The sequence below is a fragment of the Streptomyces sp. NPDC036822 genome, from assembly GCF_055609145.1.
This window is the reverse complement of the sequence record NZ_JBVJPY010000001.1, coordinates 854,639-868,887: the sequence shown is the minus strand read 5'-3', so window position 1 is coordinate 868,887 and position 14,249 is coordinate 854,639. Positions and strand designations below refer to the sequence as shown.

The following is a 14,249-nucleotide window of genomic DNA, read 5'->3' as shown; positions in this document are numbered from 1 at the left end:
TCTGGGGGGCGCTCGGGTCGCGAGCAACGAGCATTGAAACCCAAGGGCCCGGCTGATCGGAAGAGCCGATTCCGGATCGTTGCGCGAGGGCCGAAGGTCCGGACCGCGGGGGGTGAAGGTCCCGACCCCGCTGACCGCTACCCCGCTCCCGCCATGCCACACTCGGAACCATGCGCGTGTACCTCGGTTCCGACCATGCCGGCTTCGAACTCAAGAACCACCTCGTCGAGTGGCTGAAGGCCCATGGCCACGAGCCCGTCGACTGCGGTCCCCACATCTACGACGCCGTCGACGACTACCCGCCGTTCTGCCTGCGTGCCGCCGAGCGGACGGCCGCGGACCCGGACAGCCTGGGCGTCGTCATCGGCGGCTCCGGCAACGGGGAGCAGATCGCCGCGAACAAGGTGAAGGGGGTGCGCGCCGCCCTCGCCTGGAGCGAGCAGACCGCCGCCCTCGGCCGCGAGCACAACGACGCCAACGTCGTCTCCATCGGCGGCCGGATGCACACCCGGGAAGAGGCGACCAAGTTCGTCGAGATCTTCCTCAACACCCCGTACTCGGGTGAGGAGCGTCACACCCGCCGCATCGAGATGCTCTCGGCGTACGAGACGACCGGCGAGCTGCCCCCGATCCCGGCCCACCACCCGCAGCAGGGCTGACCGCCCCCAGGGGGCCGACCGCCCTTCACCCGTGCCGCCGGGCCCGAGCCCGGCGGCACGGCCGCGCCGTCCCGTTCAGCCAGGAGAGCAGCCGTGCCCGAGGGGCATACGATCCACCGCCTCGCCCAGGACCACCTGGAGCGCTTCGGCGGATGGTCCGTGCGCGCGAGCAGCCCGCAGGGCAAGTTCTCCGACAGCGCGGCACTCCTCGACGGACGGGTCCTCGACGGCGTCGACGCCCACGGCAAGCACCTCTTCCTCGGCTTCGAGGACACCGGCTGGGTCCACGTGCACCTCGGCCTCTTCGGCAAGCTCGGCTTCGGTACGGCCCCGGCACCGCCGCCCACCGACACGGTCCGGCTGCGCCTCGTCAACGACGAGCACTACGCCGACCTGCGCGGCCCGACCACCTGCGCACTGATCACCGAACCCGAGAAGCGGGCGATACACGACCGCCTCGGCCCCGACCCGCTCCGGAACGGCGACGACCCGGAGAAGGCCTGGAACCGGATCTCGAAGTCCCGCACCACGATCGCCGCCCTCCTGATGGACCAGAAGGTCATCGCGGGCGTCGGCAACGTCTACCGCGCCGAGGTCCTCTTCCGCCACGGCATCGACCCCTACCGCGCCGGCAAGGACATCGAGCGCCGCGAGTGGGATGCGATGTGGACGGACCTCGTGGCACTGATGCGCGAAGGCGTACGCCACAACCGCATCGACACCGTCCGCCCCGAGCACACCCCGGAGTCGATGGGCCGCCCCCCGCGCGTCGACGACCACGGCGGCGAGGTCTACGTCTACCGCCGGGCCCTCATGCCCTGCCACATCTGCGCCACCGACATCCGCACGGCCGACCTGGCGGCACGCAACCTCTTCTGGTGCCCGACCTGCCAGCAGCGCTGACCCGCCGTCCGGGCGGACGACGCTACGTTCGCAACACGCCCTAGAACCCGTGCGGCAGCCACGGGGCGACCGGTGACCCGAACGCCACGGACGCCTCCACCAGGGCCCCGCCCCGCAGCTCCCGCACCCGCCCCGCCGCCGCCAGCGAGGTCAGGCTCACGCCCCCCAGGTAGGCCGCGCCCAGCTCCCGTACCGAGAGCGACAGATCCGCCGCCTCCTCCGTACGCGTGCACGAGGCCCCCTCCGCGCCTCCCGTCAGCCGCCAACGCCCCGCGTTCCAGGGGCAGAACGCGTCCGTCACCTCGAACACCACGTCCACCGGCGCCTGGTACGTCCGCGCCTCCAACGCCGCCCCCACGTCCACCAGACGCACGTGCAAGCCGTCCCGGCGCGTCGGCGCGCAGCGCCGGACATCGCTCACCAGGTGCTCCCACGCGCTGTCCACGGGCCGGCTGTTGATCCGCACCGACGACGTCAGGTCGATCGAGCACAGGAACCGCCACAGCGCCGCCTCCGCCTGCGGGTCCAGCGCCTCCAGGTCCTTCAGCACGACCGTGCCGTCGGCCCCGGCGTACGTCCACTCCGGCTTGACCGCGTACAGGGCGTACCCCACGACCTCCCCGTCCCGCTCCGCCAGCACGCACTGCCGCGGCGACGCCCCGTCCCGCTCGCCCGGGGGATCGAGCAGCGGCAGCCGCTCCCACCCCGGCTGCCGCGCCGGCATCCCCGGCCTGGCCGTCACGCGCCGGGCGTAGACCGCCTCGCACGCCGGGCCCGCCTTCACCGGGTCGGCCCGCCGCAGCGTCACCGCGTCCGTGCCCTCCGGCACCGAGATCCGTACCCGCGTGGTGTCGATCGTCGCCCGTGTCGAGAACGCGGCGATGCCGTAGCCGAACCGCCCGTAGATCTCCGGCTCCGAGGCCGTCAGCACGGCCAGCGGCTCGCCGCCCGCCCGTACGTCGTCAAGCTGACGCCGCATCATCGAGGTGAGGATTCCGCGCCGCCGGTACGTCGCGTCCACGCTCACCATCGTGACGCCCGCCGCGGGCACGAGAGCCCCGCCGGGAACGGACAGACGGAAGCTGAACGCCCCCGCCGTCCCCACACACCGCTCGCCGTCCCAGACCCCCATCGAGCGGTCGAACTCCGTCAGCTCCCGCCACAGGGCCACCTCCTCGGGTGACTCGGCCACACCCCCGAACGCAAGCTCCAGCGCGCCGTACCAGTCGTCCCACTCGGCCGGGTCGAGCACCCGCGGTTCCGTCGTCATATGCCATCGATACCAGCGGCCACGCGCGCGGGGCGACCCGATTTCCCGCGGGATGTCTTCGGGGTCCCCCTGCACGGGGTCCGAGTGGGTGGATAGGGTCCAGGCCAATGGGACGTCGCAGGGGAGTGGACGCGTACGGAGCCCGGATGCGCAAGAGCGCCCACCGGCTCCGCGTCGCGCTGCGCAAGTCCGGCGTCGACTACTTCCGCGGCGACGGCTCCGACTGGGTCGCCCTCGCCGGGCTGCTGCTCACCATCCCGGCGATCACCCTCGGCACCCTCGCCAACCCCGTGTGGTGCGCGCCCGCCGCCCTCGTCCTGCCGATCGTGGCGGGCGGACTGCTGCTGCGCCCCGCGAGCCTGCTCGGCCTGTACGCGGCCGCCGCGGGCGCCCTGATCGTCGAGTCCGTCGTCCTCGGCCCGTACACCGAGGGCCCCGCCCGCGTCACCCCCGGCACGGTCCTGGTCGTCGCGGCCTGCGGGCTCTTCGGACTGCTCATCGCCCAGTTCCGCGCCCGCGTCGGCGTGCCCTGGGCGGCGCGGCGGAACCATGCTCTTCGACCTGCGCGAACGGATCCGGGTGCAGAGCGCCCTGCCCCGCCTCCCGCAGGGCTGGCACCGCGAGATGGCGCTCCGCCCGGCCGGCGGCCAGTCCTTCTCCGGCGACTTCGTCGTCGCCGCCCGCACCAACGGCGGCCGCACGCTCGAAGTGCTGCTCACCGACGTCTCGGGCAAGGGCATGGACGCGGGCTCCCGCGCCCTGCTGCTCTCCGGCGCCTTCGGCGGGCTCCTCGGCTCCCTGCCCCCGCACGGCTTCCTCCCCGCCGCCAACGGCTACCTCCTGCGCCAGGACTGGGACGAGGGCTTCGCCACCTCCATCCACCTGGTCCTCGACCTGGAATCCGGGGACTACGAACTCCTCTCCGCCGGCCATCTGCCCGCCCTCCAGCTCCACGCGGGCACCGGCCGCTGGGAGGAGAAGAGCGGCGAGGGCCCCCTCCTCGGTGTCTACGACGGAGCCGAGTTCCATCCGGTCAAGGGCTCCCTGCGGCCCGGCGACGTCCTGATGCTCTTCACCGACGGCCTGGTCGAGGCCGCGGACCGCGACATCGCCGAGGGCATCGACCGCCTGACCGGCGAGGCCGACCGCTACGTCGCCACCGGCTTCGAAGGAGCCGCCTGGCACCTGATCGAGGCCTGCGCCAAGGACGTCAACGACGACCGCGCGCTCCTCCTCATCAGCCGCCGGACCTGAACCCCCGCCGCCAGGCCGGGTCCGGCCCGTACAGTCGCCGCATGGCGCACCTCACCCTCGCCCAGGTCGAATCCCTCGCCGTCGCGGCCCACGAGGGCCAGACCGACAAGGCCGGACGCCCGTACGCCGAACACCTGCGGGCGGTCGCCGACGGCGTCCGCGCCCGGGGCGGCAGCGACGAACAGATCGCCGCGGCCTGGCTGCACGACGCCGTCGAGGACGACGCGCTCTCCGCCGCCTGGCTGGAGGACGCCGAACTCCCGCGCGCGGTGAAGGACATGGTCCTCGCCCTCACCCGGCGCCCCGGCGAGGCCCCGGAGAGCTACACCCGACGCGTTCTGGCCACCCCCGGCGCGCTCCTGGTCAAAGAGGCCGACCTCGCCCACAACGCCGACCCGGCCCGCCTCGCCGTCCTCGACGCCCCGACCCGGGCCCGTCTGACCGCGAAGTACGCCCGTGTACGGGAGCTTCTCGGGCTCTCCGCCCCGTAACGATCAAGACGAAATCTCGCGGGTTGGCTCGACGATTGCCCACCGGGCGTTCCGGGGCAGGAAGTTGGTGGCACGATGGGTGCAGCGGGGGTGTTCTGTGACGCGCGCTCCCGGGCGGCAAGGCGGGACCGACCGAGGGTGTGATCAGTTGTGGCCATTTCACTGTCCGTGGTGCTGCTGTTGGCGATCATCATGGTGGTGCTGATCCGCGGCGGAAGCCTGAAGGCCGGCCCGGCCGTCGTCGCGGTGCTCTTCGGCTTCTTCCTTGCCTCCACGGGCATGGCCGACGACATCCAGCGCTTCCTGGACTCGATAACGCAGACGGTCGGCTCGATCAAGTTCTGAGCGGACGCGGAGACGACACCGGCCCGGCCCCTCGGAAGGGGCCGGGCCGGTGTCATGTGGAGCGGGCGACGGGAATCGAACCCGCGTAGCTAGTTTGGAAGACTAGGGCTCTACCATTGAGCTACGCCCGCACGGATCGCGCCGCAGGTCACTGAGGGCCGCGGCACGGACAGCATCGTAGCGGGTCCCGGGCGGTCCCCGCACACCCCTTCCACAGGGGGCGTCGTACTGTCTCCTTGCCTGTACCCTACGTGTCGCACCGACGGGGTGTGGCGCAGCTTGGTAGCGCGTCCGCTTTGGGAGCGGAAGGCCGTGGGTTCAAATCCCGCCACCCCGACCACCAAGATCACGGAACACAAGATCGCGTTGTGGGCCGCCTCCCGCTTGCGGTTACTATGCAAGCTGCGTGCCCGTGTGTCTCTCTGACCGGGCCGATCGGCCGGAACCGCCCCCGCGCGGCATCGGCAGAATCCAAGAATCAGCCACCAAGGAGACCGAACCGTGAAGAGCGCCGTGGAGACCCTGAACCCGACTCGGGTTCGGCTCACTGTCGAGGTGCCCTTCGAGGAGCTCAAGGACAGCCTCGACGCGGCGTACAAGAAGATCAACCAGCAGGTCACGGTCAAGGGCTTCCGTAAGGGCAAGATCCCGGCGCGCGTGATCGACCAGCGGTTCGGCCGTGGTGCTGTGCTGGAGGAGGCCGTCAACGACGCCCTCCCGAAGTTCTACACCGAGGCCGTCAACGAGGCCGAGGTCAACCCGCTGGGTCAGCCCGAGGTCGACATCACGGAGCTGAAGGACGGCGAGCTGCTGGCCTTCACCGCAGAGGTCGACATCCGTCCGGCGATCGAGATCCCGGACTACTCCGGCATCGAGATCACCGTCGACGCGGTCGAGGTCACCGACGAGGACGTCGAGAAGTCCGTGCAGCAGCTGCGCGAGCGCTTCGCCTCCACCAACCCGGTCGAGCGCGCCGCCGCCGAGGGTGACGTCGTCACCATCGACCTCGAGGCCAAGGTCGACGGCGAGGTCCTGCCCGACGGTGTCGCCGAGGGCGTGTCGTACACCATCGGTTCCGGCGAGCTCCTCGACGGCATCGACGAGGCCGTCACCGGCCTGGAGGCCGGCGGCGAGGCCACCTTCACCTCGCAGCTGAAGGGCGGCTCCGCCGAGGGCAAGGACGCCGAGGTCTCCGTCAAGGTCACCGCCGTCGCCGCCCGTGAGCTCCCCGAGCTGGACGACGACTTCGCGCAGATGGCGTCGGAGTTCGACACCCTCGACGAGCTCAAGGCCGACAGCCGCAAGCGCCTCGAGAACATGAAGCAGTTCGACCAGGCCACCCAGGCCCAGGAGCGCGTCCTCGACGAGCTGCTGAAGCTGGCGGAGGTCCCGATCCCCGAGAAGCTCCTCGAGGACGAGATCAACACCCGCAAGCACAACCTGGAGCACCACCAGCTCGGCCAGATGGGCCTCACCCTCGAGAAGTACCTGGAGATCCAGGGCAAGACCGAGGAGGAGTTCCTGGCGGAGACCAAGGAGCAGGCCGAGAAGGGCATCAAGACGCAGTTCGTCCTCGACGAGCTCGTCAACAAGGAGAAGCTCAACGTCAGCCAGGAGGAGCTCACCGAGCACCTCATGCGCCGCGCCGCCTCCTCCGGCATGAGCCCCGACCAGTTCGCCCAGGCCGTCGTCGAGGGTGGCCAGGTGCCGATGCTCGTCGGCGAGGTCGCCCGCGGCAAGGCCCTCGCGGTCGTCGTCGAGGCCGCCAAGGTCGTCGACACCAACGGTGAGACCGTCGACCTCGAGGACGACGAGGACGAGGCCGCCGCCACGGACGCGGCCGAGGCCGCCACCGGCGAGACCGAGACCGACGAGAAGAACGAGGCCTGAGCCTCACGCTGAACCGGTCCACGGGCCCGGGCGCACTGCGGTGCGCCCGGGCCCGTGACCGTATGCGGTACGAACGCGCGGACGCCCCAACTACCTTGCGCTCCCAGCGAACAGTTCGGGAAGCGGGATGGCGTTGTCCGACCTGCGCGTTAGGGTCCATGAATACGAGGGCAGGGTCGTACCCCGCCCCCAGTACGAGAGACGCTGAGACGGCCGGAGCCGTCAGAGACGAGCAGGTGGATACGTGACGAATCTGATGCCTTACGCCGCGGGTGAGCCGTCCATCGGTGGCGGCCTCGGCGACCATGTCTACAACCGGCTGCTCGGCGAGCGCATCATCTTCCTCGGCCAGCAGGTCGACGACGAGATCGCCAACAAGATCACCGCGCAGATGCTGCTCCTTGCCGCCGACCCGGACAAGGACATCTTCCTGTACATCAACAGCCCCGGTGGCTCGGTGACGGCCGGCATGGCCATCTACGACACCATGCAGTACATCCCCAACGACGTCGTGACCATCGGTATGGGCATGGCGGCCTCGATGGGCCAGTTCCTGCTCACCGGCGGCGCCTCCGGCAAGCGCTTCGCGCTGCCGAACACCGACATCCTGATGCACCAGGGCTCCGCCGGCATCGGTGGCACCGCCTCGGACATCAAGATCCAGGCCGAGTACCTCCTTCGCACGAAGAAGCGCATGGCCGAGATCACCGCGCTGCATTCCGGCCAGACCGTCGAGGCCATCATCCGCGACGGCGACCGCGACCGCTGGTTCACCGCGGAAGAGGCCAAGGACTACGGCCTCATCGACGAGATCATCTCTGCCGCTTCGGGCGTTCCGGGCGGCGGCGGCACGGGCGCCTGAGCGCCCGCGGCCCTTCCGCACCGACCCCAGCCCGCTGAACGCCACCAGGATGGTGAACACCCCAATGACCCCGAACTTCTCCGCGAGCGGCCTCTACACCGGCCCCCAGGTGGACAACCGGTACGTCGTCCCGCGCTTCGTCGAGCGCACCTCGCAGGGCGTGCGCGAGTACGACCCGTACGCGAAGCTCTTCGAGGAGCGCGTGATCTTCCTCGGCGTGCAGATCGACGACGCGTCGGCCAACGACGTCATGGCGCAGCTGCTGTGCCTGGAGTCGATGGACCCCGACCGTGACATCTCGATCTACATCAACAGCCCCGGCGGCTCCTTCACCGCGCTGACGGCGATCTACGACACGATGCAGTTCGTGAAGCCCGACATCCAGACGGTCTGCATGGGCCAGGCGGCCTCCGCCGCGGCCGTGCTGCTCGCCGCGGGCACCCCCGGCAAGCGGATGGCCCTGCCGAACGCCCGCGTGCTGATCCACCAGCCCTCCGGTGGCACCGGCCGTGAGCAGCTCTCCGACCTGGAGATCGCGGCCAACGAGATCCTCCGGATGCGCACGCAGCTCGAGGACATGCTGGCCAAGCACTCGTCGACGCCGATCGAGAAGATCCGCGACGACATCGAGCGCGACAAGATCCTGACCGCCGAGGACGCCCTGGCGTACGGCCTCGTCGACCAGATCGTCTCGACCCGCAAGAGCACGGCCGCCGCGGCAGCCTGACGCTCGACCTTCCCTCGGCACGGGGAGCATGCAGGCGATCATGGCGCATTCCCGTCCATGTGAACCGTGCCAAGGGGGGCCCGAACGGGGGGCCCGGCAAGGTACCGTCGAATATGAGGCACCAGGAGTCGCTGAACCAGGCGCTCCCAGGCGAAGGGGAAGCACCTCGTGGCACGCATCGGTGATGGCGGCGACCTGCTCAAGTGCTCGTTCTGCGGAAAGAGCCAGAAGCAGGTGAAGAAGCTCATCGCAGGACCCGGTGTGTACATCTGCGATGAGTGCATCGACCTCTGCAACGAGATCATCGAGGAGGAACTCGCCGAGACGAGCGAGGTGCGGTGGGAGGAGCTCCCCAAGCCCCGCGAGATCTACGAGTTCCTCGAGGGGTACGTCGTCGGGCAGGAGCCCGCGAAGAAGGCCCTCTCGGTCGCGGTGTACAACCACTACAAGCGCGTCCAGGCCGGCGAGAACGGCGGCGGGGCGGGCCGTGACGACGCCATCGAGCTGGCGAAGTCCAACATCCTGCTGCTGGGGCCCACGGGCTCCGGCAAGACGCTGCTGGCGCAGACGCTGGCCCGGATGCTCAACGTCCCGTTCGCCATCGCCGACGCGACGGCGCTGACGGAGGCCGGCTATGTCGGCGAGGACGTGGAGAACATCCTCCTCAAGCTGATCCAGGCGGCCGACTACGACGTCAAGAAGGCCGAGACCGGGATCATCTACATCGACGAGATCGACAAGGTCGCCCGGAAGAGCGAAAACCCGTCGATCACGCGCGATGTCTCCGGTGAGGGCGTCCAGCAGGCGCTGCTGAAGATCCTGGAGGGCACCACCGCCTCCGTACCGCCCCAGGGCGGCCGGAAGCACCCGCACCAGGAGTTCATCCAGATCGACACGACGAACGTGCTCTTCATCGTGGGCGGCGCCTTCGCCGGCCTGGAGAAGATCATCGAGTCGCGGGCGGGCGCCAAGGGCATCGGCTTCGGGGCGACCATCCGCTCCAAGCGCGAGATCGAGGCGAGCGACCAGTTCCAGGAGGTCATGCCCGAGGACCTGGTGAAGTTCGGGATGATCCCGGAGTTCATCGGCCGTCTCCCGGTCATCACCTCGGTCCACAACCTCGACCGCGAGGCCCTGCTCAAGATCCTCGTCGAGCCGCGCAACGCGCTGGTCAAGCAGTACCAGCGCCTGTTCGAACTCGACGGCGTCGAGCTGGACTTCGACCGCCCGGCCCTGGAGGCCATCGCCGACCAGGCGATCCTGCGCGGCACGGGCGCGCGTGGCCTGCGGGCCATCATGGAAGAGGTCCTGATGTCGGTGATGTACGAGGTCCCGTCCCGCAAGGACGTGGCCCGCGTGGTCATCACGGCGGACGTGGTGCGCAACAACGTGAACCCGACGCTGGTGCCGCGGATCGTGAAGAACGACGGCAGGCACGAGAAGTCGGCCTGAGGCGACACGCGTATGACGGAGGGGGTGTGCGGCCGGCCGGCCGCACACCCCCTCCGTCATACGCGTGTCGTTACGCCAGAATGCATGCGCTGTAGCGGTGACTCCAAGTGCTGATCCCTATGTCAGAAAGTATGCCCATACAGGCAGGGCTGGGCTTCAGGATGGGATAGTGGTCAGCAGGCCAACCGCAAGCGGACCTGATCTTCGGGCCGATGACATATCCCAAGTCGGACAACTGGACAATGCAACTGCTTTGGTTCGCTGACGCCGGCGCCGCGGTCGCCATAGGGGCAGCAGCGGCTGCTCCGGTGAGGGCGAGGGCCGTGATGAGGCGCCGGGTCTTCGTGTATGCCATGTGAGCCTCCATGGGGTGCGAAACTATGTTCGATTTCGCGCATGGGATCACATGGTCAAGGTGCAGTACCAGGCGTCGCCGAGAAGTTGGCCGGATCGATGTGCCCTTGGGCTTATGGCGGAATCTGCTGTTTCGGGCAGGGCCCAGCGGATTGATCTCGTTCGACTGGGCCCGTTCCATGGGTGGGATCAGGCCTTGGTGCGCGCCGAGGTATAGAGCTTGGCGTTCAGCTCCGCCACCTCGGACGTCGGGGCGGACTGGCCGGTCATCATGCCCGCCAGATCGATCAGGTTGGCCGCGCCCAGCGTGGAGTAGTCGGCCCACACGCAGGTGGGGATCTCCATCGACTTGGGGCCGGCGGCCGCGCCGGTGTTCTTCTCGTTCGTCATCCTGATCTTCTGGCACTTCATCACCGCGCCCTTGAACCCGGCCGGCTTCACGGTCTCGGCCGCGCCGACGACCTCGTACGTCACGCCGAGCTTCTTCGCCTCCGGATTGTCGTCCATGCTGGCGAAGTAGTTGTCGACCGCCGCCTCCGGGTCCGAGATCTCGCCCCACAGGCCGCTGAAGGTGAGCTGCTTGCCCTTCATCGGGTCGGTGTCGTTCTTGTACTGCCCCACGACCTGCGAGGGGTTCTTCACGCCCAGGGACTCGGCGCGCGCCTTCTGCTCGGAGTCGAGCGGCCCGGTCTTCTGCGTGCCGGTGGTGTCGGGAACCTTCGCGTAGTCACCGACGGTCTGGGGCGCGGAAAGCTTGTAGCCCTTGGTGTCGTCACCCACCGCGCTGTTGTCGGCGCCCCCGCCCGCCGTGAAGTACCAGGCGCCACCGGCCACCACGGCGAGCGCCACGACCACGGCGCCGATGACCAGACCGGTCTTCTTCTTCGGGCCGCCGGGCGGGGGCGGCGGGTAGGCGCCCGGAGCCTGGCCGTAGGGGGGCTGCTGGGGCGGCTGGCCGTACGGGCCCGGCTGCTGCGGCTGCTGGGGGTAGCCGTACGGCGGCTGCTGCGGGGGGACGCCCTGCGGTGCCTGCTGCGGGTAGCCGTAACCGGGCTGGGGCGCCTGCGGCTGCTGGCCGTAAGGGCCGGGCTGCTGGCCGTAGGGGCCCGGCTGACCGTACGGCCCGGGCTGCTGGGGCTGGCCGCCGTACGGGCCCGGCTGGTTGTTGCTCATGGACAGGTTCCCCTCACAGGATGTTTACGCGTAACGAACATCCTGTCGGAACGGCCGCCGCCCCGGGGCGGCGGGGCCCACACCGTTACCGAACAATCGAGTTTCGGGAGCACCCCGCCACACCCCTAAACTGGCCCCGTGACCGAGAACACTCAGCAGCAGCCAGCAGCCAGCCCCGAACTGCCGACCCAGTACGCGCCGGCCGAAGTAGAGGGGAAGCTGTACGAGCGCTGGGTAGAGCGCGGTTACTTCGAGGCGGACGAGAAGAGCGACAAGCCGCCCTACACGATCGTCATCCCGCCGCCGAACGTCACCGGCTCGCTCCACCTGGGCCACGCCTTCGAGCACACGCTGATCGACGCCCTCACCCGCCGCAAGCGCATGCAGGGTTACGAGACGCTGTGGCAGCCGGGCATGGACCACGCCGGCATCGCCACCCAGAACGTCGTCGAGCGGGAGCTCGCCAAGGAGGGCAAGTCCCGCCACGACCTGGGGCGCGAGGCGTTCGTCGAGCGCGTCTGGCAGTGGAAGGCCGAGTCCGGGGGCCAGATCTCCGGTCAGATGAAGCGCCTGGGCGACGGCGTCGCCTGGTCCCGTGAGCGCTTCACCATGGACGAGGGCCTGTCCCAGGCCGTCCAGACCATCTTCAAGCGGCTCTACGACGACGAGCTGATCTACCGCGCCGAGCGCATCATCAACTGGTGCCCCCGCTGTCTGACCGCCATCTCGGACATCGAGGTCGAGTACCAGGACGACGACGGTGAGCTGGTCTCCATCCGTTACGGCTCCGGTGACTCGGAGATCGTCGTCGCGACCACCCGCGCCGAGACGATGCTCGGTGACACGGCCGTCGCCGTCCACCCCGACGACGAGCGGTACAAGCACCTGGTCGGCACCGAGATCGAGCTGCCGCTCACCGGCCGCCGCATCCCCGTCGTCGCCGACGAGCACGTCGACCCCGAGTTCGGCACCGGCGCGGTCAAGGTGACCCCGGCCCACGACCCGAACGACTTCGAGATCGGCCAGCGCCACGGTCTGCCGAGCCTCGCCGTCATGGACGAGCGCGCGGTCATCACCGCCCACGGCCCCTTCCAGGGCCTGGACCGCCTGGAGGCCCGCTCCGCCATCGTCGCCGCCCTGCGCGCCGAGGGCCGGATCGTCGCCGAGAAGCGTCCGTACGTCCACTCCGTCGGCCACTGCTCGCGCTGCAAGACGACCATCGAGCCGCGCCTGTCGATGCAGTGGTGGGTCAAGGTCGGCCCGCTCGCCAAGGCCGCCGGTGACGCGGTCCGCGACGGCAAGGTCAAGATCCACCCGCAGGAGATGGAGAAGCGGTACTTCGACTGGGTCGACAACCTGCACGACTGGTGCATCTCGCGCCAGCTGTGGTGGGGCCACCGCATCCCCGTCTGGTACGGCCCCGACGGCGAGATCGTCTGCGTCGGACCGGACGACGAGGCGCCGACGGGCGAGGGCTGGCACCAGGACACCGACGTCCTGGACACCTGGTTCTCCTCCGGACTGTGGCCGTTCTCCACGCTCGGCTGGCCGGAGCAGACCGACAGCCTCGCGAAGTTCTACCCGAACTCGGTCCTGGTCACCGGCTACGACATCCTCTTCTTCTGGGTCGCCCGGATGATGATGTTCGGCCTCTATGCGATGGACGGCACCCCGCCGTTCCACACCATCGCCCTGCACGGCATGGTCCGCGACCAGTTCGGCAAGAAGATGTCGAAGTCCTTCGGCAACGCCGTCAACCCGCTGGACTGGATGGACGAGTACGGCTCCGACGCCGTCCGCTTCACGCTGGCCAACGGCGCCAACCCGGGCGTCGACGTCCCGATCGGCGAGGACTGGGTCAAGGCCTCCCGGAACTTCGCCAACAAGATCTGGAACGCCACCCGCTTCGCGCTCATGAACGGCGCGACGGTCGAGGGCCCGCTGCCGGACGCCTCGGAGATGTCCGCGACGGACCGCTGGATCCTCTCCCGGCTCAACAAGACGGTCGCCGAGGTCGACGCGTTCTACGACGACTACCAGTTCGCGAAGCTCGCCGACGCGCTCTACCACTTCGCGTGGGACGAGGTCTTCGACTGGTACGTCGAGCTGTCGAAGACCACGTTCTTCGCGGGCGGCGAGCAGGCCAAGGTCTCCGGCCGGGTCCTGGGCGAGGTCCTGGACGTGATGCTGCGCCTGCTCCACCCGATCGTCCCGTTCGTCACCGAGACGCTCTGGACCACGCTCACCGGCAAGGAGTCCGTCGTCATCGCCGACTGGCCCACCGACTCCGGCTTCCGCGACGACGCGGCCGAGAAGGAGATCGAGCTGGTCCAGCGGGTCGTCACCGAGGTCCGCCGGTTCCGTTCCGACCAGGGCCTCCAGCCCGGCCAGAAGGTCCCCGCGCGGATGGACCTGGCCGGCACCGCGCTCGCCCCGCACGAGGCGGCCATCCGTCAGCTCCTGCGCCTCCAGCCGGAGGGCGAGGGCTTCTCGGCCACCGCCTCCCTGCCGGTCGCCGGCGCCACGGTCGCTCTCGACCTGTCCGGCACCATCGACGTGGCGGCGGAGCGCAAGCGGCTCGCCAAGGACCTCGCGGCCGCCGAGAAGGAGAAGGCGCAGGCGCAGGGGAAGCTCGGCAACGAGGCGTTCCTGGCGAAGGCCCCGGACAACGTGGTCGACAAGATCCGGACGCGGCTCGCCAAGGCCGACGAGGACATCGCCCGCATCCAGGCGCAGCTGGAGCGGCTGCCGCAGGCGTGACGCACACACGAAGGGCCCGGGACCCGCTGGTCCCGGGCCCTTCGTGTGTGTCCGCAGTGCCCGACATCACGCCACAGGTGACCGACGTCCGTACCTCCGGGTCCGAAGA

11 protein-coding genes, 2 tRNA genes and 1 pseudogene are annotated in these 14,249 nt (G+C 69.6%); 11 read left to right on the top strand and 3 right to left on the bottom strand.

All coding sequences use genetic code 11. The annotated features are described in order from the left end of the window. Positions 1 to 170: 170 nt before the first annotated feature. Positions 171 to 659, top strand: a complete 489-nt coding sequence (locus ACZ68P_RS04015) for a ribose-5-phosphate isomerase (protein ID WP_471002135.1) — start codon at positions 171 to 173, stop codon at positions 657 to 659. A gap of 93 nt (positions 660 to 752) precedes the next feature. Further along, positions 753 to 1,562 (top strand): Fpg/Nei family DNA glycosylase, encoded by an 810-nt coding sequence (locus ACZ68P_RS04010; RefSeq protein WP_471002132.1) that lies wholly within the window; start codon positions 753 to 755, stop codon positions 1,560 to 1,562. Between the two features lie 40 nt (positions 1,563 to 1,602). Here the strand turns inward: ACZ68P_RS04010 and ACZ68P_RS04005 are convergent, their stop codons facing one another. Continuing rightward, on the bottom strand, positions 1,603 to 2,832 hold the full coding sequence (locus ACZ68P_RS04005; protein WP_471002129.1) for a GNAT family N-acetyltransferase: 1,230 nt from the start codon (positions 2,830 to 2,832) through the stop codon (positions 1,603 to 1,605). A gap of 107 nt (positions 2,833 to 2,939) precedes the next feature. On the opposite strand from ACZ68P_RS04005, the pseudogene ACZ68P_RS04000 reads away from it, so the two are divergent. The 3 genes and pseudogenes from ACZ68P_RS04000 to ACZ68P_RS03990 all read left to right on the top strand — a co-directional run bounded on the left by ACZ68P_RS04000 (position 2,940) and on the right by ACZ68P_RS03990 (position 4,922). Then, positions 2,940 to 4,086 (top strand): annotated as a pseudogene (locus ACZ68P_RS04000) (PP2C family protein-serine/threonine phosphatase). A gap of 41 nt (positions 4,087 to 4,127) precedes the next feature. Continuing rightward, the gene (locus tag ACZ68P_RS03995; RefSeq protein ID WP_471002126.1) at positions 4,128 to 4,577 is read left to right on the top strand and encodes an HD domain-containing protein; all 450 of its coding nucleotides are present in this window, start codon (positions 4,128 to 4,130) and stop codon (positions 4,575 to 4,577) included. 150 nt (positions 4,578 to 4,727) lie between these two features. Then, positions 4,728 to 4,922 (top strand): hypothetical protein, encoded by a 195-nt coding sequence (locus tag ACZ68P_RS03990; RefSeq protein ID WP_365720842.1) that lies wholly within the window; start codon positions 4,728 to 4,730, stop codon positions 4,920 to 4,922. Between the two features lie 57 nt (positions 4,923 to 4,979). On the opposite strand, the gene ACZ68P_RS03985 is transcribed toward ACZ68P_RS03990, so the two are convergent. Beyond that, positions 4,980 to 5,053, bottom strand: a tRNA-Gly gene (locus tag ACZ68P_RS03985). 132 nt (positions 5,054 to 5,185) lie between these two features. Here ACZ68P_RS03985 and ACZ68P_RS03980 point away from each other — a divergent pair. The 5 genes from ACZ68P_RS03980 to clpX all read left to right on the top strand — a co-directional run bounded on the left by ACZ68P_RS03980 (position 5,186) and on the right by clpX (position 9,853). After that, a tRNA-Pro gene (locus tag ACZ68P_RS03980) sits at positions 5,186 to 5,262 on the top strand. Between the two features lie 161 nt (positions 5,263 to 5,423). Beyond that, the gene (tig, locus tag ACZ68P_RS03975) at positions 5,424 to 6,812 is read left to right on the top strand and encodes a trigger factor (RefSeq protein WP_471002123.1); all 1,389 of its coding nucleotides are present in this window, start codon (positions 5,424 to 5,426) and stop codon (positions 6,810 to 6,812) included. Positions 6,813 to 7,068: 256 nt separating this feature from the next. Then, the gene (locus ACZ68P_RS03970) at positions 7,069 to 7,674 is read left to right on the top strand and encodes an ATP-dependent Clp protease proteolytic subunit (RefSeq protein WP_365720890.1); all 606 of its coding nucleotides are present in this window, start codon (positions 7,069 to 7,071) and stop codon (positions 7,672 to 7,674) included. A 49-nt stretch (positions 7,675 to 7,723) separates the two neighbouring features. Then, positions 7,724 to 8,401 carry an ATP-dependent Clp protease proteolytic subunit gene (locus ACZ68P_RS03965; protein ID WP_365720846.1) on the top strand — a complete coding sequence of 226 codons (678 nt, stop codon included), beginning with the start codon at positions 7,724 to 7,726 and terminating at the stop codon, positions 8,399 to 8,401. Positions 8,402 to 8,569: 168 nt separating this feature from the next. Next, positions 8,570 to 9,853: an ATP-dependent Clp protease ATP-binding subunit ClpX gene (gene clpX, locus ACZ68P_RS03960; protein WP_158987286.1), complete on the top strand. Its 1,284-nt coding sequence runs from the start codon at positions 8,570 to 8,572 to the stop codon at positions 9,851 to 9,853. Between the two features lie 543 nt (positions 9,854 to 10,396). Here clpX and ACZ68P_RS03955 read toward each other — a convergent pair. Then, positions 10,397 to 11,380: a hypothetical protein gene (locus ACZ68P_RS03955; protein WP_471002120.1), complete on the bottom strand. Its 984-nt coding sequence runs from the start codon at positions 11,378 to 11,380 to the stop codon at positions 10,397 to 10,399. Positions 11,381 to 11,518: 138 nt separating this feature from the next. On the opposite strand from ACZ68P_RS03955, the gene ACZ68P_RS03950 reads away from it, so the two are divergent. Then, a complete protein-coding gene (locus ACZ68P_RS03950; RefSeq protein WP_471002117.1) occupies positions 11,519 to 14,140 on the top strand; it encodes a valine--tRNA ligase in 2,622 nt (873 codons plus the stop codon). Positions 14,141 to 14,249 lie beyond the last annotated feature (109 nt).

Bases quoted from the DNA above. Each gene is read 5' to 3' on its own strand.
- ACZ68P_RS04015 (WP_471002135.1), top strand. From the start codon at position 171: ATGCGCGTGTACCTCGGTTCCGACCATGCCGGCTTCGAACTCAAGAAC.
- ACZ68P_RS04005 (WP_471002129.1), bottom strand. From the start codon at position 2,832: ATGACGACGGAACCGCGGGTGCTCGACCCGGCCGAGTGGGACGACTGG.
- ACZ68P_RS03995 (WP_471002126.1), top strand. From the start codon at position 4,128: ATGGCGCACCTCACCCTCGCCCAGGTCGAATCCCTCGCCGTCGCGGCC.
- ACZ68P_RS03970 (WP_365720890.1), top strand. From the start codon at position 7,069: ATGCCTTACGCCGCGGGTGAGCCGTCCATCGGTGGCGGCCTCGGCGAC.
- ACZ68P_RS03965 (WP_365720846.1), top strand. From the start codon at position 7,724: ATGGTGAACACCCCAATGACCCCGAACTTCTCCGCGAGCGGCCTCTAC.
- ACZ68P_RS03955 (WP_471002120.1), bottom strand. From the start codon at position 11,380: ATGAGCAACAACCAGCCGGGCCCGTACGGCGGCCAGCCCCAGCAGCCC.